The 21,385-nt window shown below is 64.5% G+C and carries 11 protein-coding genes; 10 read left to right on the top strand and 1 reads right to left on the bottom strand.

Annotated elements, in window-relative coordinates; translation table 11 throughout:
- Positions 1–6 precede the first annotated feature (6 nt).
- Positions 7–1,026 carry a hypothetical protein gene (locus V5B60_RS18720; RefSeq protein ID WP_332349114.1) on the top strand — a complete coding sequence of 340 codons (1,020 nt, stop codon included), beginning with the start codon at positions 7–9 and terminating at the stop codon, positions 1,024–1,026.
- A 140-nt stretch (positions 1,027–1,166) separates the two neighbouring features.
- Here the strand turns inward: V5B60_RS18720 and V5B60_RS18715 are convergent, their stop codons facing one another.
- Positions 1,167–1,631: a hypothetical protein gene (locus tag V5B60_RS18715; protein ID WP_332349112.1), complete on the bottom strand. Its 465-nt coding sequence runs from the start codon at positions 1,629–1,631 to the stop codon at positions 1,167–1,169.
- Positions 1,632–1,976: 345 nt separating this feature from the next.
- Between V5B60_RS18715 and V5B60_RS18710 the strand changes: the two genes are divergently transcribed.
- The 9 genes from V5B60_RS18710 (at position 1,977) to V5B60_RS18670 (ending at position 21,369) form a co-directional block, all read left to right on the top strand.
- The gene (locus V5B60_RS18710; RefSeq protein ID WP_332349108.1) at positions 1,977–2,738 is read left to right on the top strand and encodes a hypothetical protein; all 762 of its coding nucleotides are present in this window, start codon (positions 1,977–1,979) and stop codon (positions 2,736–2,738) included.
- Between the two features lie 4 nt (positions 2,739–2,742).
- Positions 2,743–6,978, top strand: coding sequence for a hypothetical protein (locus tag V5B60_RS18705; RefSeq protein ID WP_332349106.1), 4,236 nt, complete (start codon positions 2,743–2,745; stop codon positions 6,976–6,978).
- Positions 6,979–6,982: 4 nt separating this feature from the next.
- On the top strand, positions 6,983–7,255 hold the full coding sequence (locus V5B60_RS18700; RefSeq protein ID WP_332349104.1) for a hypothetical protein: 273 nt from the start codon (positions 6,983–6,985) through the stop codon (positions 7,253–7,255).
- A gap of 4 nt (positions 7,256–7,259) precedes the next feature.
- Positions 7,260–7,673 carry a phage tail fiber protein gene (locus V5B60_RS18695; protein WP_332349101.1) on the top strand — a complete coding sequence of 138 codons (414 nt, stop codon included), beginning with the start codon at positions 7,260–7,262 and terminating at the stop codon, positions 7,671–7,673.
- A 150-nt stretch (positions 7,674–7,823) separates the two neighbouring features.
- The gene (locus V5B60_RS18690; RefSeq protein WP_332349099.1) at positions 7,824–8,681 is read left to right on the top strand and encodes a hypothetical protein; all 858 of its coding nucleotides are present in this window, start codon (positions 7,824–7,826) and stop codon (positions 8,679–8,681) included.
- Positions 8,678–9,844, top strand: coding sequence for a hypothetical protein (locus V5B60_RS18685; protein ID WP_332349097.1), 1,167 nt, complete (start codon positions 8,678–8,680; stop codon positions 9,842–9,844). The genes V5B60_RS18690 and V5B60_RS18685 overlap by 4 nt, the downstream gene beginning before the upstream one ends.
- Before the next feature lies 1 nt (position 9,845).
- Complete coding sequence (locus V5B60_RS18680; protein ID WP_332349095.1) at positions 9,846–10,715, top strand: hypothetical protein; 870 nt, start codon at positions 9,846–9,848, stop codon at positions 10,713–10,715.
- Entirely contained in the window at positions 10,712–10,954 is a 243-nt protein-coding gene (locus V5B60_RS18675; RefSeq protein ID WP_332349093.1) for a hypothetical protein, read from the top strand. Before V5B60_RS18680 ends, V5B60_RS18675 begins: the two co-directional genes overlap by 4 nt.
- Positions 10,951–21,369, top strand: coding sequence for an LPD38 domain-containing protein (locus tag V5B60_RS18670; RefSeq protein WP_332349091.1), 10,419 nt, complete (start codon positions 10,951–10,953; stop codon positions 21,367–21,369). The genes V5B60_RS18675 and V5B60_RS18670 overlap by 4 nt, the downstream gene beginning before the upstream one ends.
- Positions 21,370–21,385: the final 16 nt, after the last annotated feature.

Here is a 21,385-nt window from a genome sequence, read left to right as displayed (position 1 = left end):
ATCAGCATGACGACCACCGTCGACGACATCATCCAGGAAGCGAACAACGCCTTCCAGGAAGCCAAGGATCTGGCTGATCAGGCGCTCACCGAGGTGGGCAATACGAACGTCACCGTCGCGGCGGCGCTTGGCGGGATCGTCCGCGATTACTCCGGTGCGACGCCGACGCCGGCCGATGTGATTCCGGGCGCGATCGCCAAGCCGATGCTACCGACGACCGACTTCTCCGTCGACGTCAGGGATGCGTTTGACCATGCGTTCGGCAGTTTCAACGCCGACCTGAAGCCCCAGATCATCGACTACCTGGCGGAGTTCTTCCCGGACATCGCAGGGGCAGTGCGCAGCGGATCGGACCAGTGGATCATCGACACGATCACGAGTGGCGGGTACGTCCCGGTGGCTGTCGAGAACGCAATCTGGAACCGTGCTCGCGACAAGGAGATGCAGGACGCTGGGCGCGCCGAGCAGTCGATCATCGATGCCACGGCAGCGCGTGGCTTCTCGATGCCGACTGGCGCCACGGCGGCGGCGCTGCTCTCGTTGCAGCAGGAGTCGGCGACCCGGATGGCGGCCGTGGCGCGCGACATCGCCGTGAACTCGTTCACCGTGGCGAACGAGAACATCAAGTTCGCGATTCAGCAGGCGATCGGGCTGCGCACAGCGTTCGTCGGGGCTCTTGGCGAGTTCATCAAGACGGCCATGATCCAGCCCAACGGCGCTGCCGAGTACGCCAAGACCATCCTGGCGGCGAAGTCGAACCTCTATGACGCGGCGACGCGCCTGTACTCGGCGACGGTCGCCGAGGAGCAGATGCGGGTCGAGGCGCTGCAGAAGAACGTGTCTCTGGATCTCACCGCGCTGGCGACGTGGTACCAGGCCAAGGGTACCGAGTTGCAGGTGACGCTCGGCGGCGGCCGGGCGATCGTCGACGCGCAGGTCGCGAAGGCCGAGATGCTGGCGCGGATGTCCGGCGCAGCGATGGCGACGCGCAACACCATGTTGAGTGCCAGCGGCAGCAGTTCGTAGGTCGTCAATCGTTCGCCAATCATGGCAGGCTGGCGGCCATCGGTAGACGCGTGTCGACGAGGGCGCGAAGGATGAAGCGACGGAAGTGCATGACGGATGGCGGCATTCTCGACGGGGTCACACCCGGTCGGGAGTCGGCATCACGAAGATCTGGTGGCGGGCACGCCCGCGGCGGGATTCTGCCGGTGCTCGGCATCGGATCGGGAACGTCCGACAGCATCCCGGTCGTGCTCGCCGGGCACAAGGTTCACGTGTCGAACGGCGAGGGCGTCGCGGTCCTGCCTGCCAAGACGATGCGCACGCCGGGCGCCGTTGCCGCCGTTGAAGACGTGATCGAGCAGACCAACGGCAAGCCGCCAGCGCCGATGGCCGATGGCGGGAAGTACGCCGCCGGCGCTTCTCCACAGGAAGACGGCCGTCCGAAGTTCTTGTCGGCGCTGCCAGAAGGCGGAGTACTGGCAACACCGCAGGGCCGGCAACAGGCTGCACAGGCAATCGCGAATGCGCCAGCAATCGGATCGCCGCTGACAATCGGTGGCGCACAGAAACCGGTCACGGCACAGCAGATGTACGGTTCTGCGCCCCCGGCAAACGACTTCCAGCAAAGGCTGATCGAGGGGCAGGGTCTGCGGCCGGATGTCGGCCTCACCGGTCCCCGAGCCGTGCCCCAGCAGGCGGCATTCTCGAACGAGGGCCGTAGTTCCGGCATTCTGGCGAGCAATGCGGCCTTGCCGGCAGCTACGGCGCCAGTCGCCACAACAAGGCCAGCGCAGCCGCAGCCGGCTGACGGATACTCGAATGAAGGACGTCCGTCAGCGATTCAAGCGGTCAACGTGGCCCCTGCGGGCGCCGCAACGTCAGCCGCGGTTGGGTCGCAGGCGAAGTTCCCGCAGCCTGGCGACCCGGTGCCGTCTGGCACTGGCTCCGTCCGCAACAACCGCACCGGCGCCGTGACGCCGGTTGGCAGCCCGTCCATCGCATCGTCCGCGCCTCAGTCTGTCACCACGCCGGCGAGCATGGGCGTCATGCAGGCCAGCCAGCCGGCGCAGCCAGCCGACACCGGCCGCTACCGGCAGGCTGCCGAGAAGATCCTGCTCGACGAAAGCAGGGGGCCAGGCGGTGGAGTCGCAGCACGATTGCTGATGGGCATGGCCGGCCGCGCGGCCGGGATGGACAACGATGCCGCCAGGACTACGAACGAGGCTGCGGCGGTCGCAGCAAGGGCCAAGCAATCCGCGGCCGAACTGGCCTCGACCGACAGTTACCGGCGGGCTTCGCTTGGCATTCAGGGCCGCGAGCAGAGCGTCCGTGAACAGGAGTCGGCCGACAAGCTGCAGGACACGGCCGCGCAACGTGCGGCGCGCGCAGGAATCGCCGATGCCATTGAGAGTGGCGACGAGGCGAAGATCAAGAAGGCGCAGGCAAAAGGGATTGCAGCCGGAGTCTTGAAGCCGACCGACGAGCGCAAGCACGAGAAATCGCCGTACCGCTTCCACATAGACCCGACGACCGGCGAACAGGTGCGCTTCGACCAGGAGACCGGCACAACCGACCGGCTCGACCGTGCGACGAACACGTGGAAGAGGGTTGGCGTCGAGCCATCACACAAGTCATTCGCCACGGACGCAGATGCCAACGCAGCCCTCAAGGCAGGCCAGATCAAGCCCGGCGAGATTGTTGTAATCAACGGCAGAAGGTTTGTGACGGAGTAAGCAGATGGGATTCAGGCCGATCGATGACGAAGCCCTGTCGCCGTCATTCCGTCCTCTCGGCGACGAGTCTCCTGCAGGAGCGAAACCGACTGCCACGGACTACCTGAAGGGCGCTGCATCCGGCGTTGGCGGCCTCGTATCGGGTATCGGCTACCTGGCGGAGAGAGCAGGGGCGGATGAGACCGGCGGCAATCTCAGGCTCGCCGGAGACACCGCGCAGAAGGCGTTTCTGAAGTCCATGACGCCGGCCGGCCAGCGTGCCGCGCAGTCGCAGGTGTTCGATGATGATCCAGGATCTGCACTGCCGAAGCTTGGCGACCGATGGGGTCAGGCTCTCGCGATGGGCGCTGCGCAGTCTGCGCCGTCGGTGCTTGCCGCTGCCATCCCAGGAGGCATCGCTGCTGCTGGTCTGCGAGGCGCTGCCGGCATGGCGGCATCACGTGGCATTGGCGGTGCGCTCGCGCCGCTTGCTGCCGGCACGGCTGCGCCGATTGGCGGATGGGCTACGAACCTCGCCGGCAATCTCGCCGCTCGCGTTCCGACTGCGCTGGGCTTCGGCGCGGCAGAGGGCGCCGTTGCCGGGGCGTCGAATGCGGCGCAGTGGAAGTCGGACATCGAGCAAAAGCCGCTGGCCGAACTGCGGAAGATGCCGGGCTTCGCCGCGCTCGAAGCGCAGATCGGAGAGCAGGCCGCACGGCAGCAGATCGCCGAGCAGGGCGCTGCGGACATCATGGCGCGCACCACGCTTGCCACTGGCGGCATCGGCGCTCTGACTGGCGGCGGCGCGCTTGGCAGCGCTTTCCAGCGAGTCACAACCGGAGCCAAGGGCGGAATCCTTGGCGCCATCGGTCGGGACGCTGCGAAGGAAGCAGGGCAAGAACTGCTGCAGTCTGGCGGCGAGCGAGCCGTGCAGAACGTCGCGACTCGTGACTATCTCGACCCGAACCAGTCTGCCATGCAAGGCGTCATCGCGGACGCTCTGTCTGGCGCTGCCATCGGTGGTGTCATGGGCGGCGTGACAGGCGGCGGTTCGCATCTTGCGAAGGGGCCGTTGCAGAAGGCTGCAGAGGCCAGTGCTGCAACGGCTCCGCCAGCGGGCACCCAAAACGATGGACAAGGTATCCCCCAAGGTATCCCCCAAGGTATCCCCCAAGAAGGGGGAGTGCCGCCGGCCGGGATTCCCCCGGGAACAAACGGGATTCCACCGGGAACAATTCCTGGAGTACATGGAACACAGCAGCCAGCAGCCGGCCTCGCCGCAGCCGCACAGAATACGCAGCAGCAATCCCCGGCACCTGGGTTTGTCAGGTATTACCACGGCGGTAGCCCTGAATCTGTCGATGGCCCGCTGTGGTTTACATCTGATCTTCGCGATGCTGAAGGATGGGCGTCGCGTAGCCCTGAAATGGGCATTTGGTATGTTGATGTTCCTGCCGACCATCCGTCAGTCGCTGGCGATCCGGTATTTGGTGTGCTTCCGCCGTCTCGTGTAGAACTTCCGAAAGAACTCGCTGCCCTCAGAAGAAAGCTCCAATGGCGCAGTGAGCCAGTCCAGAACACGCCCGCCGCGCCGGGGATCTCCCCCGCCCCGGTATCCACTGCCGCACCCTCTCTCCCCACCAATCAGGCAGAGCCGGCGGGCGTCCCCGTTTCTCAACCGCAAGAAGGAACCGTTCCACGTGGCAACGAAACCGAAATCACCAAGCCGGCAGCACCGGGACAACAAGCGCAATCCGCCGCGGTATCCGGTGCCGCCGGGACAATAGGCAATACCGGCACGCAACCGGCAAATACGGCACCGAATACCGGCACGCAACCGGCGCCGGCGCCGACCGGCCAGGACGTCAACCTGCAGAACCGGGACCGCTCCCGGGCGGCATCGGTCATCCAGATGAGCGAGATCGCGCGCAACCCGGACTACATGCGTCTCGGACCGAGCCGCACGCCGGATTCAGGCGCTCCCATGGTGTTCGCTGTGGGTGACGATCTCTCGCGCATACCGGCGACGAGCTTCGGGAATGGAGACGTCGCGGTGATGTCCGACGGACAGCGCGTGCCGTTCGGCTATGCCGTGGTGGACGCGAGCCAGGTCGAGCCGTCGAACTTCGCCGATGGCCGCGTGAATCCCGCGTTCGCCGCTGGCCAGACTGGCACCATCAAGGCACTGAACAACGGCAGAACGGCCGGCCTGCGCGCCGCCTACGAGCTGGGGAACGCCGGCACGTACCAGACGGAGCTTGCGAAGGATCTGGCGAACGTCGGGATTTCTCCCGGCGCGCTGCAGGCCACTCCGAACCCGATCCTGGTTCGCGTCTACTCCGACACCGCGAACACGGCCGGTATGGCGGCCAAGAGCCAGGCGCAGGGTCTCGGGATGTCTCCGGCCGAGCTGGCCCGCCAGGATGCCCCGCTCCTCGACTCGTCCGTGCTCGAGCTTTTCCGTCCCGGTGACGTCGCTGCTGCCGACAACCGCGACTTCGTTCGCGCCTTCGTGGGCAGGCTGCAGCAGTCCGGACAGGACATCGCCGGCATGATGACCGACGCCGGGACGCTGTCGCCGATGGGGCGGCAGAGAATCCAAGCCGCACTGATGCATGCGGCCTATGGCGACGCTGATCTGGTAGCGGAGCTGTTCGACTCGATCGACACCGACATCAAGGCGATCGGCGAAGCGCTCAAGGCGGTGGCCGGCGCGTGGGCCAACATGCGCGACTCGGCCAAGCTTGAGGCCATAGCGCCAGAGGTAGACATCACCGGAAACCTTGTCGCTGCGGTGCGCCTGATCCAGAAGGCGCGGCGTGACGGCGCTTCTCTGTTCGATCTCGTGAATCAGCGGGACATCGAAACCGGAGATGCGGTTTCGGATCTGACCGTCGAAGCACTGCGCCTGTTCTACACCGGGAAGTTCTTGACGCGCGCCGTCGGGAAGGAGAAACTCGTCTCCGATCTGGAGAAGTATCTCTCTCTGGCGTCCGCGACGTCCGCCGGCGCCGACATGTTTGGAAACCGGACGAGCGCCGCCGATCTGCTGGCGGACATCACGAAAGGCAGAGCCGATGAAGGAATACAGGGCGAAAGAAAACCCGCTGGCGTGCCGCCTGCTGGGCCAGGTTCTGGCGGAGCGGGGCGAGGAGGACCGGGACGACGAAGCGCTGCAGGCGGGGTCCCGGCTACTCAAGGTGGCGGCCGAGGCGGAAGCCAAGGCGAAGGCGGCCAAGAAGCAGTAATCGTTCCGCCGGCCGCGCCCGCGGCAAACCTTTCCTACGAGGAATTCTCCAAGCAGTACCGAGACGCTTTCGCGAACGCGATGCGGTACTCGCCGAACGAGGTCGGCGCGACGGTGTTCACCGAGCGCATGGCCAAACTGGCTGATGACTACCCGGAGTTCCTCGCCCGCCTGGAGGCGGAGGAGGAGGACAAGGCCAGGCCAGCCCTGGCTCTGCGCGGCCAGACTCCGGAAGAGGTCGCCGCCGCTGAGGCCGAGGAGAGAGCAAGAGCAGAGGCCGAGAGGGAAGCAGTAGCGGCAGAGGAGGCGGCCAAGAAGGCTGCAGAGAAGCAATCCCTCGACGATGCGATCAAGAAGCGCGCGGAGAACCCAGACAATTTTCAGTTTGGCGAGGACGGAAAAGCCGCTGCAAAGCCGATGGGAGGGCTTTTTGAGCAGCCATCGGCAGAACCTTCTGCTCAGCCAACCAGCCGCGCTACCAGCGGCAGTCAGCCAGAAGCCGTCCCGCCGGCGGTTTTGAGTCGAATCAGGATCGCGCTGAACAGATTGCGCGAAGTGGAGCGGGAACTTGCTGGCGTCGAGCGTGCTCGCGGGCGCGGTCACATTCTGGCGCTTGAGTTGCGGGACAAGCAAGCGGTCATTGATGCGGCGCGGGCGAAGATTGCAGACTTCCGTGTGATTGCGTCCGGGCGCGGGATCGACGCCGATGCAGTCATCGACGAACTGGGCGGCGAGCCGGATTTCGGGCGGTTTGGCGAGCCGTCGCCAGTTGCAGAGCCTACGCCGGCCGCTGCGCCAGTTGCGGAGCGTGAAACGCCTCCTGACGCTCCACAACAACAGGCCAAGCTGCCGCCAAGGAGTTTCCGCAAGAGCCAGACCGTGAAGATCAAGGCGTTCGACGCGGATTCAGGAAAGCTCGTTGACCACGAAGTCGATGCCGACACGGCTCTGAACTCGCTGCAGGCAGACATTGACGCGCTGGAAGCATTCCGCGCCTGCATAGCTGGAGGCTGATCGCATGCCCATTCTGTTGCCGCGCAAACAGCAGCCCGCAGAGCCGCCGCCAAAACCGGAACTGCCGCCCGCGTTGACCGAGGCCGCCGTCCGCGACCTGCTCGCTGCTCGTGACGCGATGTGGGGCGCGCGCCTTGAGGATATGTCCAAGCGCATGCTGTCGGTCATCGCGGCGCGCGACGCCAAGCAGGACAAGCCGAGGAAGCCTGTCCGCGTTCGCTTCGAGATGAACAGCGACGGCATGCCAGTCGGATTCACAATCACACCACAGGAGTAACGCAATGAGCATGTCTGACGCAACCGAGAACGCAACCCTGAAGATGCACCTTCAGGGCACCGACCCGAGCTATCGGGCCGGGGCAACGCAGTATGTCGCGCTGGTGTCGCTGGCCTCGCCGGACGAATCCGCGCCGATCGCTGCGGAACTGACCTACACGGGCTATGCGCGCATCGCGCTGACAAAATCATCGGCATGGACCGACGGAGGGAGCTCGTTCACGAACGCGACGCAGTGGAACTTCGGCAAGCGGACGGACGGCGGGGCTCTCCAATACGCTCGATCATTTGTCATCGTTGACACCGCCAGCGGGCCAATCTCGCAGGGGATCATCGGCACGCTCGGTGCGGAGTTGGCGATTGGGCAGAACATCAAGCCGGTTTTCGAGATCGGCGACGCGACGGTATCGGCGACCTGATATGGTTCTGCGCTACACCTGCCAGGAGTGCGGTTTGGTCGTCCGTGTCGACGGGGCGCAGAATCACAAGGCTTGCGCTTGCGTCGCCGATTTCGACGTGGTTGATGAAGACGCCGAGGCGCTGCCGCCTGATCAGCCCGAGGGCGAACCATGACGTTGCGCATCGCCGACCTGAACGCTGCGCATCTCGCCGGGCAAACCCAGTTCGCCTCGTTCGTCAAAACGCCAAGCCAGACGACGGCAAGCGGGATCTGGTTTGACCTGTCGATGTCGCCAGGAAATCCGGTGCCACAGTATTACTTCGCCGCCCCTCTTGCCGCGATGCCGATGGCGCGCAGCACGGACGGCGGGCTCGATCACGGCGAGTCGAAGCCGGGTTACACCAAGATGCTGCGGAACGTCTGCCTGCAGATCGTGACCGCGACCGCTGCGCCGCTGGCGCTGCGCCTGCTGGACTACCTGATGTTCTACCCCGGTGTGGCGATGGATGTCGGGACGCAGGACTTGACCAACGTCGCGACCCTGCCGCGCTACACGGACGGCCGCGGGGTGCAGATCATGGTCGTTGAACAGTCGAGCTACGTCGGGAACGCGCAATTCCGGCTGACCTATACCAACAGCGACGGGGTGGCCGGCAGGGTGACGCCGACGATGGTCTGCAATACGCAAGTCGTGTCCGGGACGATCACCACGTCGGCGACGGCGACCGCTGGTTGTTCGGGGCCGTTCGTGCCCTTGGATCATGGCGACGCGGGTGTCCGCAGCATCCAGCAAGTCGAGTTCCTGACCGGCGACGTGGGCCTGCTGGCGCTGGTGCTGGTCAAGCCGATCGCTCGGCTGTCGTGCTACGAGATCACATCGCCGTCTGAAACCGACTTCTTGCTGGAGTACGGCGAACTGCCGGCCATCAAGGATGACGCCTATCTCAATTTCATCTGCAAGCCGGTGGGCACGCTGGCAAGCGCGCCGATTGCCGGCGATATCACAACGGTTTGGAGTACCACATGAGCGGTTTCACTTCGCATGACAACTTCGTCGCCAAGGTATCAGGCGAGCAACGGCGCTGGATTCAATCTGGTTCCAAGCAGTTCAACCCGACCGCTGCGGCGGTGGCGAACGAGTGGCACACGCTGTTCCGCGGCGGCGGCTATCCGCAGGCTGATGCGATCTTCGACGCCGGGACGAACCTGCAATTCCAGTCCGTGTTCGATGTCACGACGAACGCCGGATGCATCTACCACGGTGGCAACGTCGGCGTAAACGGCGACGACTTCAAGACGCTGATTGCCGGTATCGCCAATACGGCGGCGGCTACCGTTGTGCCGGGCTCGCTGTTGCTGGTCGATGTGCTCGGATTCCATCGGGTGACGACGGTCACGACGACGACGGAACAGGCGACGGTGAACAGCAACACATTCACGGCGTCGAGTTCGACCGGGCTGCTGCTGACCTACGCGAACGACTGGAGCAACTATCAGAAGGTCCGCTTCACGAACTCAGGCGGCGCGTTGCCGACCGGGCTGTCTGCCGGCACGGACTACTGGCTGGTCAGGCAGAGCGCGACAACGGCGAAGGTGGCAACATCCTACGCCAACGCTCTGGCCGGCACGGTCGTTGCCTATACCGACGCGGGGACCGGAACGCACACGCTGACCTGCCGGCTGCCGCGGTACAGCGATGGTGCTGGCGTGCAGGCGATCTTCTTCAACCCTTCGTCCACGGCGCTCGGCGCGGGCACTCCGGGGCTTGCTCTGAACTACACCAACAGCGCGGGAACGGCCTCGCGGGCGACTCCGACGACGCCGAGCCTGCCGATCGGCAAGACGGCTGCGACCAACAGCCATGTGCTCTACAGCGGCGCGACTGGTGCCGGCAAAATGGGGCCGTTCATGCCGCTGCAGGCAGCCGATGCGGGCATCCAGTCGATTCAGGGCATTCGCAACAACGCGACCTACACGTCTGGCAGCTACACGGTGGCCTACGTCAAGCAGCTTGGACGCATCCCGCTGAACGTACTTGGGCAGGATACGGCGATGGACTTCACGACGACGTTCCCAAGTTTCCCTCCAGTCTATGACGGCGCGGCACTCTATCTGCTCTGGAAAAGCGGTGTTGCAACGCCGGCGAACTCGGCGTTCGACTTCGACTTCATCTTCGGCTGGAACGCATAGCGTGGGCATTCTTGGCAACTTCGCGCGGGAGAATCAAAGCGTTCGACGCTGCTACGGCGGCGGCGCCGTCTCGCTCTCGCGCGGCAACCTGAGCACGAACCGGAAAAGCCTGTGGTGGCATTTCATCGTCCGAGATGGCGAGAGCACAGCGCGGGCAACGGTCGGCAAGCCGCACGGCTACTACCCGTCCGCATCGTGGCGCATGCCGCGCGTCGCTGGCGCTGTGCTCGGTTTTGCCAGTATGGGGCTCGATGCAACCGGGGCGGCGGCGCAGGGTGTCGCGATATCCGGGTCGGCAACGATCGGTCTGGACGCTGACGCGATCGGCAATCTGGTTGTTAGCGCCGTGGGCACAGCGACGATCGGTCTGGACGCAACAGGCTCAATCTCTGGCGTCGCAAATGCCTCTGGAACGGCCACAATCGGCCTTGACGGAACGGCGTCTGCCGGTGGCATCGGATACGCTTCCGGCACCGCCACGATCGGACTGGATGGCTACGCGGAGTGCTACGGAATAGGCTATTGCTCAGGGACTACCGAGGAAATCGACGCGCTCAGTCCTGAAGGTCTGGCAGCGGCTTTGTGGGGATCCTTGGCGGCGAGCTACAACGTGGCTGGAACGATGGGCAGCAAGCTGAATGCAGCCGGCAGTGCGGGCGATCCGTGGGGAACGGCGCTTCCAGGGTCGTATCTGCCTGGGACCGCCGGCGACTTCCTGGGCAATTGCGTGCCGGATGTCTGGCGCCGGCTCGGGCTTGGCGATCCGCAGACGACGAGCAGGGCGGGAACGGTAACGACGATCACGGACGGTACGCTGACGATGACGGTGACTGAGAACCCGGACGGATCGGTGGTGGTGGAGCGCACATGATCAACCTGCTTGGCGCCGCGCTGATCGGGCTGTCATCGCCAGTCATCCCGCATAATGTCGCCACGCTCGGGATGTTCCCGTCTGCCAGCGAGCCGCCGGTGGTCGTGCAGCCGCCAGCGCATTACGGCGGTGGCGGTGGCGGGTTCATGCAGTATCGCTTGCCGGACAATCCGGGAATGCCGGCGTCGTCGAGAATCATCATCCTGACAGCAATTGCGCTGACGGAGATTTTGCAATGAGCGTTCGCACCTGTCTGCTGAAGCACATGAACACGCGGTCCCCGGCGCACGCCTACCGGGCGGACATGCATGGCGACGTGCAGGAGCTTGTGGATTCAGGCGTCGACGAGACGGTGGCATGGCTGCGGGTGACGGACCTGAAGCTCTCCGAGTTGCGCGCCGAGAAATCCCGCATCGAGAAGATGCTGGTTGAGGCGTATGCGGCGACGGGGCTGGCAAAGGCGGACGAGGCGGTCAGGCCGCAAGTCGTCGAACTCACAGGCAATGCTGGTGAGTTGCCACCCGTGGCCAACACGGCAAGTGACGACCTCGATGCCTTGTTCGACGCCGAGCTCGAGGCCGCGTTTTCCAAACCCAAGGAAGAAGGCAATGAACCGGGTTCCGTCAGAAATTCTCAACGAGATCGCGAAGCGGCCGATGCGCAGCAAGGCGATGAGGGCGCTCTTTCAGATGAGCGAGGACGAGAAAGCGCAACACTTGGCGGCGGAGTACCAGTTCCTGACGCAAACAGCCGAGGTGGACGGCCTGGCGGCTCTGGCGTATCAGGAGCTGGGGCCGCTTCTGGCGGAGAACGAGGCGATCAGCCGGTACCTGGTACGAAGCGGCCGGCAGGAGTTGAGAAGCTGCCTGCCGGAGATAACCAGCGTCAAGGAAGCCCTGATGTACGCCCGGGCGGAGTGGCCGCTTCTCGAGGGGAAAGCGCTGCGGCAGTTGGCCGACCTGCTGGCGGGAGTGTAGGACCGCGGTCCGCCTCAGAGGCCGGCAGGAGCGCCGTCAAGAATGCCGGCCTGGCGCTATCCGATGTCGCCAAGGGCCTGAATGCACTGTTCAAGCCCAGGCCTGGGACGCTCGGCAGCGGGCCGTCGTTTGACGAGGACACCTACGCCGCTGCCAAGCCGTACTTCCAGGCGGGCCTAGCCCACGTCCGACAGGCCGGCGCCGACATCGTGGAAATGATGCGCGCCCTGATTGCCGCACTGCGCGATCAGTTCGGGATGGACAAAGACACCATCGCGGCCATGAAGCCCTACGTTCTGCGCTACATCAGCGACGTGAAGGCCGGGCGCGAAGCGATCGAGGAAACCAATCCGCAGGAGCTGAAGAAGGACAAGCTCCAGCAGCAGCAAGACGCCGAGCCCATCAAGGTCATCGTCGGTGACAAGGCGAACATCGACGCCACGCTGCCGTTTCTCACCGAAGGCCAGCGCGAGGACGTGCTCTTTGCCGAGAAGCGCTGGGCAGCCCCAGACGGCTATGGCGTGCTGTTCACCAACGGCACGGGGACCGGCAAGACCTTCCTGGCTCTCGGAGCCATCAAGCGCCTCACCAAGCAGGGCAAGGGCAACGGCATCGTCGTCGTGCCGAACGAGGCGGTGATGAACGAGTGGGTGAGGAGCGCGCCGGCGCTCGGTCTGCAGATCAAGCCTCTGACCGATACCAAGGATGCCGGCTCAGGGATCGCCATCACGACCTACGCCAACTTTGGCCAGAACGACGAAATCGCGAAGCGCGACTACGACTTTGTGGCGATCGATGAGGCGCATCTCCTCATGCTCGGCAAGGACGCCGAAGCAACGCTGGCGCTGCACGCCTTGCGCGCGGTGAGTCTTCACCCGGACGGCGTGCTGCAGCGGGCCGAGATGCAGAACCGGGGTCTCGTCGATCGCATCGAGCGCACGAGAAAGGAGATCGATTCGATCACGAGGAGCGTTTCCAGTCTCGACACAATGCAACAAGTGCTCGAGGCGGCACAGAGGAGGGTGGGCGCGCTGAGCAAGGAGCTCGACGCTGATGTCAAGGAGTGGCGAGCCATTCTGGAGCGCACCAAAGCCGACGTGATGGCGCGACAGGGCGAGAAGCGCTCGCGCGTGATGTTCCTGTCGGCGACACCGTTTGCCTACGAGCCGAGCATCCAATGGGGCGAGGGCTTCCTGTACGACTTCCCCGAGGTGAGCGGGCGCGGATACAACGCGCCGAGCGGGTACCAGAAGTTCATGATGCAGCATTTCGGCTGGCGCATGCGCAACGGGAAGCTGACCCAACCACCGGCCGAAGTAGACAGCGACCTGATGCAGCGCCAGTTCAACACTTGGCTGCGCAAAGAGGGGGTGCTGTCGGCGCGCATGCTCGACGTCGATCACGACTACGAGCGGAAGTTCATCCTCATCCAGGGCGGCGTCGGCCAAACCATTGACGACGGCCTGCGGTGGCTGCGCGAGACGGACAACGGGCGGTACTGGAGCCTGTATCACGCCATCAACGAGAAGTTCGACTACCTGACTCGTTCACGCCTGCTGGAGGCAATCAAGGCGCGCGCGGCCATCCCGTACATCAAGAAACATCACGCCCTTGGGCGCAAGGTCGTCGTCTTCTACGACTTCAACAGCGGCGGCGGTATCAACGTCTTCAACCTCGGCGAGCAACTGAAGCAAGCCGAGGCCGCCGAGAGGATGCCCGGTTACGACGTCGAGAAGGATGGTGTCGACGTGCCTGCTCGCGGGCAGGGGGCTGCGGCATACGGCCAGATCAAGACCGAGAGGGTTCCGCGCTCGCAATTGATCCGGGAGTTCATGGCCGCTCGCCCGGAGCTGCAGGCGATCGACTTCAGTCAGTACGGGTCGCCGCTGACGACACTGCTCCAGGCTTTCCCGGGCGCCGGCGTCTACAACGGCATGGGTCAGTACAAGAAGACGCGCGTCCAGTCGATTCGCGACTTCAACGACGATGCCAAGCCAGAAGCGAACCTGTTGCTGGTGCAGAAAACGGCCAATGCGGGCTGGTCCGGGCACGACACGACAGGCAAGCACGGACGGGTCGTGATCAACCTGGGCCTGCCGGTGGCGCCGATCGAGGCCATTCAGCAAGAGGGTCGCATCTACCGGGTAGGCCAGAAGTCGGACGCCAACTTCCAGTATTTCAATACGGGCACGAACTGGGAGCGTTATGCGTTCGGGTCGAAAATCGCCCGCCGCGCCGGCACTGCGGAAAACCTGGCGATGGGCGAGCAGGCGCGCGGGTTGCGCGAGGCGTTCATCCAGGCGTTCGAGAACAGCGATCCAGATTACGAGCCAGGCGAAGCGGACGGCAGGGGCGGAAAGGTTGGCGACCGCGACCTGGTGAGTGCGATCACCGAATGGGACCGCGCTCGATCGCTCTACTTCGCGCAGCAGAAGAAGACCGCCAGGACCAAGGCCGCAGAGGGCGAGGACTACTACGCCACGCCCGAACCCCTGGGGCTCAAGATGGTGGAATGGGCCGGCATCCTGCCTGGCGACCGCGTTCTGGAGCCCTCCGCTGGCCATGGTGCCATCGCGCGCTGGTTCCCGGACAAGAACGATCGGACGGTCATCGAGCAGTCGCTTGAACTCGCTTCGCGCCTGACCCTGGCGACCGACGCCAAACTCGTCAACGATCGCTTCGAGAACCACGACACGATCAACAAGTACGATGCGATCGTGATGAACCCGCCGTTCGGTACTGGCGGAAAGATGGCGGTCGAACACCTCGACAAGGCTTTCGGGCACCTCACGGACGGCGGGCGCCTGGTTGCCTTGATCCCCGACATACCTTCTGCCAACAAGCGCTTTGACGACTGGCTGCACGGGGACAAGCAGATCAAGGCGAAACCCGTCACGAGCAACCTGGGCACATTCGGCGCCGTGTTCCTTGGCGACACGGCCACCGTCGAGGTGTCCGGAATGGCCGGCATTGCCGGCGGGGTGCTTGGTGCCAGCACGGTCACCGGGAAAGTGACTGGTTTCCGCGAAGGCAAGTTGTTCGTGCAGCGCGAAGGAGACGCGTGGGCGACCGGGTACCGCCCGGATCAGATCAGGGCCGTGCAGCCAACAGGGGCGCGCACGGCCACGGTCAAGAGCGCCCCGACCGCATACCTGCGGGCGTCTATCGGGCTTCCCGGGGTGACGTTTGAGCGCGCCGGCACCGGTGTCAAGACCAGGGTGGTGATCATCGACAAGATCACCGAGCAATCGCGCCTGAAGGGACTCCGGACACAAGACTCGCGCGAGATCGAAGCCGCCAGTGTCAAGGAGTTGTTCGAGCGTATCGAGAATATGGATGTCGTCGGCCGATCCCTGCCGGCAGACAAGGCGCGCGTACAGAAGCGGGAGGCAGATCGCGACTTCGCCAAGGCGGCCAACGCCGGCAAGATGGACGATGCAGGCATCGTGCAGCCATCCGGGGCGCCGGCTACCGTCGAGTCGATACAGGAACCAGAGAAACCCGGCGACCCGCGGAAGCTCCTGACGGATGCTCCCCGCGTTGAGCATGTCACGAAGGCTGGAAAGACCATCTTCGGAGTCATCGCAAAGAGACTGACGAAGGACCAGGCCAGGTCGATTGACCCGTACATGTGGGCCAGGGACGGCGGGTTCTTCATCCGCATGGCGCATGTCGTCAGACCGCCGAACGTAGCCGAGCAGGAGCGCGCGGTCTACAATGTCAATGAACCAGATTCGATCACCAAGGATGTTTTCCGTGGCGCTACCAGTGACCTCTTCGCCGGAACAGAGCACGCCCTATCCAATGCCGGAAGATCAGATGTACCAGGGCGAAAGTCGCTCACCACAAGCCCCGCACATGCTGCGGCCGGACCCGCTGCCCGAGTACTGGCCGTCCGACAAGCCCCAGACACCCCCGGGATCTACTACGTCTCGACGCAACTCGTCACCGTAGGAGAGCGCGAGCTTCCGGTTGAGCGCATTCGCACAACGGAAGACGCGGCAAAGGCTTTTGCGTACCTGCCGCGCTGGGCGGTCGAGCACTACGACGCCATCGTTACCGACAAGGACGGCAAACCGCTGGCGATCATCGGTGGGTTCAAGGGCGACGTCGGAGCGGTGGGCGCGCCGCTGAGCACGCTGATCGGCGAGCTATCGCGCATCGATGGCGCGAAGAGCCTCTGGACGGCACATAACCATCCGTCCGGACTGGCGGCGCTGTCAGCAAACGATACCCGTCTCGACAAAGCCCTGCAGAACGCGCTGGACGGCTCCGGCATCCAGTACCACGGGTTGTTCGCCATGACCGGCGCAGGAAGTCGTGCCGGCGTCGTGAAGTACGACCACACAATCGTCGGCGGCGGAGAAGTGCGCGTGACGAAGCGCTCGCCGGTCAAAGTGCCCGTTGTTGATCGGGAGCTGATCGATCGGCGCGACGACGTGGAAAAGCTCGAAGGCCCGGCAGAGTCCATGAGGATCATCCCGCAGATCGCTGGCGACCGCGCAGGCGTGGTATTCGTGGATTCGCAAAACGGAGTCTCGTCCTTCGTCCCGTTCAGCGGCGAAGAAATGGGCTCGATGCGCGTTCATGGCCGCCTCATGAGCCTGTTCCGCGCGGCCAGCAAGGCGAATGCCCGGGGCGCAGTCATCGCGGACCCCGGTGGCAAGTTGTCGGAAAGGCAGAAAAACAACCTGAAGACAGCGCTGTCCCACGTCGATGTCAGGCTGCTGGACGTGATTGTCTATGGCAGCGGAATGAACCCGGCGTCGCTGGCTCAGGTAGGCAAAGAGCCTGGGATCAATCCGGGAGCGGTTGTGTTCTCGCTCGGCGACCAGACGCTTGCGGACGATTTGGCGCAACAGGAGCGGTGGCTGTCCGATCGTGCTCGAGCAGCCGGGTTCGCCGGTATCGACGAGATGGCTGTGCGCGACTACCCGGCGTTCGAGAAACTGGCCGAGCAGTGGCGGCGCAATCACCCTGCTGACGCGCTGTACTCGCGCAACGGAACCAGCGGCTATTCGCCGGCCGACCGCGCCGTGTTTGGCATGGCTTCCGAGGGCAAAGGCGCAGCGGAAATCCTCGCCTTCCTGAGCAAGGCCAGCCGGCGACCCTTCAATAGGTTGTTGGCGACCGCGCTGCAGAAGGCCGGGCTGCAGACCGCCGTCACGTCGGACTCACAGGGCGGCTGGCAAGTCGGCAATCGGTCCTACGCGCAGAAGTACGCTGCGGCCTACAGTCCGAAGGCCGACAAGGTGGCGCTGTTCACGCCGCGTGATGCAGAACGGCATGTGCTGCACGAACTGGTCCATGCGGCAACACTGAAAGCGATTGCAGTCGGCGGCGTGTCGGCGATGCGCATGCGGGCGCTGTTCAAGCACGTGCAGAAGTCGGGCAAGCTGGACGGGCAATACGGCATGCGCAACCTTGACGAGTTCGTCGCCGAGGTGTTCAGCAATCCGAAGTTCCGGGATGCGCTGCAGGGCGTTCCGGCGCCGGCAAACTCGGCGCTGAAGAACGCCTGGCAGTGGTTCGTGCGGATCGTCGCGCGGATCGTTGGCATCAGGACGCAGCCATCGGAAACGGCGCTCGATCGTGCGCTGCGCGAGGGCGTGGCGCTGATGCAGGAGAACGCGGCGATCCGGGCGGCGGATGAGGCGGTGCGGTTCAACCTCGACACCGAAGACCAGTTCGCCGCCACCGAGCGCAAGGTCGGCGGGCGCGCGGCATACGACAAGGCGAAGGCGGCGGGCCAGACGAAGCTGAACTACCGGCAGTGGGTGCAGGTGCGGACGCCGGCGTTCAAGGCGTGGTTCGGAGATTGGGAGGTTCGCGCGAACAATGCGCGGGTCAGCGATCAGCTCGAGAAGTGGGAGAAAGGAAATCTCTCCAGCGGGACGATCATCCAGATCGGTCATCCGGGTTCGATCCTGCAACAGTTCGGCTTTCCGGACGCCCCGATTCACTTGACGCAGCGCGTTCTCACCAAGGCGGTCAAGCAGAAGCATGAGGTTGGCCTCGGAGATCTGCGCGACCTCGCCATGAACATCCAGGCTCCGCTGGCGATCTTCAAGTCGAAAGCTGGCCCTGACCATCGCGTTGTCGTCACGGAAGCCCGTCACGAAGACGGGAACATCGTGGTGGTCATGGATCTGCAGGCAACCCGGAACGGAGTGGAGATCAACGACATTCGCAGCATCCATCCGAAGCGCGATTCGAGTATCGCGAACTGGATCGACGACGGTTTGCTGATCGGACTCGAAAAAGGCAAAGGCCGCGAATGGCTTGAGAACTCGGCCGGGTCCAATTCCCAGCAGTCTCAAGTCAAGGCGACCTCTGACGAACCCATTCTATACGACGCATCGGGCATCCGCAATGTCTCGAAGGTGGTTGATCCGGAGACGGGGGAACCGATGGAGGCAACCCACACGACAAAGGCGCTTTGGACGGTATTTGACGAGACCAAGGCGAGCACAAGCGCGGTATGGGGCCCGGGGATTTACCTTTCTGTGGACGCGCCTTGGTCGCCAAGCGGACAAACCGAAGAGATGCGGCTGTTTGTTCGCAGCAGAAACCTGCTGGACATCACACAGCCGCTCAGCCAAGGCGCGACGGAGAAACTATCGAGTTACGTCGGACGGCGGGTAGACGCCGCACCTTTGCTCACCTTGGAGAAGAAAGCGGGAAGCGTAACTGCCGGGGCGAAAGCGGCCGGGTTCGACGGGATTCTTCACTACGGCCCGGGCAGCACGGGCAGACACCTTGTTGTTTTTGAGCCGGAGCAGATCAAGTCCGCCACCGGCAACCGCGGCACCTTCGACGCCACCGACCCCGACATCCGCTTCAACGTCGCCGGCACTCAGCCAGCCGTCACGCCGCCGGCGTCTCCCGGCAACCTCTGGCAAGCCGCCAAGGCCAAGGCCGCCGCGCTCCTGACGCCGGGCCGGATCGACAAGCTGATCTACGAGCTGCAGGACAAGTACGTCGACCTGCGCCGCATCCGGGATCACATCCGGGAGATCGGCGGGACGATCACCGACCTGAACGATGCCTACCTCGGCGAAGAACTGTATCACAAGCGCCTGGCGCATCGGACGCAGGACTTCCTGAAGGCCGAGCTGCGGCCACTCCTGGCCGACATGAAGACCCGCGGCGTCGGCATGCAGGAACTGGAATCCTTCCTCCATGCTCGCCATGCCCCGGAGGCGAACGCCGAGATGGCGAAGCGCAATCCGAACCAGGCGGAGATCGACGCAGGCCGGAGAAAGGCGGCGGCGGTTGTGCACCGACTCGAGCGGAACCTTCAGACTGCACAGGCCCGCGGCTTGGCGACGAAGGCGATCGAACAGGCGCTGAACGACGCGCGCGGGGATCTGGTGAAGTGGAATGGCGCGCAGGCCTTCAGCGGCACCGAGCAGGAACGCCGCTCACTCTCCGGCATGACGGACCAAGCCGCGGCGGCGATCATGGCCGGGCTGTCGCCGCAGCGGCGCGCGGATCTCGATGCGCTCGCCGCCAGGGTGGATGACATCAACTCCGGCACGCTGCAGCTCCTCGACGACTACGGACTGATGAGCGGGGCGAGTCTCGATGCCTGGCGCCGGACGTACCAGTTCTACGTGCCCCTGCACCGGGACGAGGCGCACCCGGACAGCGCCAACCATCCCGTCGGGCAGGGCTTCAGCGTGAAGGGCGATGCTGCCAAGCGGCGCACCGGTAGCAACCAGAAGGTGACGCACATCCTCGGGCACATCGCCATGCAACGCGAGGCGGCGTTGACGCGCGGCGAGAAGAACCGCGTGATGCTCAAGCTGTACCTCATGGCGCGCCAGAACCGGCTGCCGGACGTGTGGAAGGTCGGCGCCGTGCCGATGCTCGACACGATCGACAAGGCGACCGGCTTCGTGAAGTCCGTTCCGGATCCTCTGTATAAGAGCCGTCCGAACGTCGTGACGCTACGGATTGCCGGCAAGGACGTGGCGATCACGATGAACGAGCACAACCCGCAGGCGCTGCGCATGGCGCAGGCGCTGAAGAACCTCGACGTCGATGACTTGCACTACATCATCCCGATCGTTGGGAAGATGACGCGCTGGTTTGCCTCGATCAACACGCAGTACAACCCGATCTTCGGCGTCATCAACATGATGCGCGACCTGCAGGCTGGGGCGCTGAACTTGAGCACGACCGAGCTTGCAGGCAAACAGGGACAAGTGCTGAAAGACTCTCTCAGAATCCTGAGTGCATCCTTCAAGAACTATGGTCGGCTGCCAACCACAGGCCCGTGGGCTGCGCTTTCGGAAGACTTGAACATGGTCGGCGGCATGACGGGATACCGGGATCTATTCCTGACCGCCGAAGATCGCAGCAAGACCATTCTCGAGGAGATGAAGGCTCTCGATCGTGGCGGCGCAAGAAAGGCGTTCCATGCGGTCGCTTCGTGGCTGAGCGACTACAACGAGGCGATGGAAACAGCCGTCCGGCTCGCTGCGTACAAGGCTGGCTTGGATAGCGGAATGACCAAGGAGCGCGCGGCGAGCCTCGCCAAGAACCTGACGGTGAACTTCAACCGCAAGGGCCGGCAGACGCGCGAGCTGGGCGCCCTGTACGCCTTCTTCAATGCCGCCGTGCAGGGCACGACGCGCATGGCGCAGACGCTGGCCGGGCCGGCCGGGCGGAAGATCATGGCTGGCGGCGTGCTGGCCGGCGCAGTCAGCACCGTGATGGGCATTGCAGCAATGGGGGGTGGCGACGGAGAAGACGACGAGTGGAGCAAGATCCCGGAGTTCGTCAAGGAGCGCTCGCTCATCATCCCGATCGGCAGGGGCAAGTACATCACAATCCCGATGCCGCTCGGATTCCACTTTCTGCCGAACATCGGGCGCCTGGCCGTCGAGATGGCGGTCTACAAGGACAAGACGGCTGGCAGGCAGATGGCGAGCCTCGCTACCGTTCTTGCGGATGCGTTCAACCCGCTGGGCGGCTCGGCGCCGGCGCTGCAGATCGCCGCGCCGACGGTTCTCGATCCGTTCGTGGCGCTGGCGCAGAACAGGGACTGGACCGGGAAGCCGATCTACATCGAGAACTTCAACAGCCTCGACCAGAAACCGGGGACGCAGCGCGCGAAGGATTCTGCGACGCCCTGGGCGAAGGGCTTTGCCGAGGCGATCAACGCCATCACCGGCGGCACCGAGTACACGCCTGGCGGGTGGTCACCGACCCCCGATCAGATCGACTACGTGATCGGGCAGTTGACGGGAGGCCTCGGCCGCGAGGCGGGCAAGGTGGCAGCCACGGCGGCGGCGCCATTCACCGGCGAGGAGCTGCCGCCGTACAGGATCCCGCTGCTCGGTCGGCTGTACGGGAGCACCGGCGGCACATCCGGGCAGAGCGAAGCGTTCTATGAGCGAATCCGGCAGGCGAACGCCGCGGAAAGCGAGATCAAGGGGCGCCTGAAGGACGGCGGCGGGATCGCTGCCTACCTGCAAGAGCATCCGCACGCTCTCGAACTGGCGGCACTCGGGAATGCCGCCGAGCGTCAGGTGCGCGAACTGCGCGGGATTCGTCGCGGCATCTTGAGCCGGGGCGAGCCCGATGCGGCCAGCAGGGCGCGTGAGGTCAACGAGCGCATGGCGGCGGTGATGCGCGGGTTCAACAGGCAAGCGGAGAGGATGCAATGACCGACGATCAACGGCA

Origin of the sequence: Accumulibacter sp., from assembly GCF_036625195.1 — a bacterium.
Taxonomy (GTDB): domain Bacteria; phylum Pseudomonadota; class Gammaproteobacteria; order Burkholderiales; family Rhodocyclaceae; genus Accumulibacter.
This window is presented reverse-complemented; position numbering and strand designations above follow the sequence as displayed.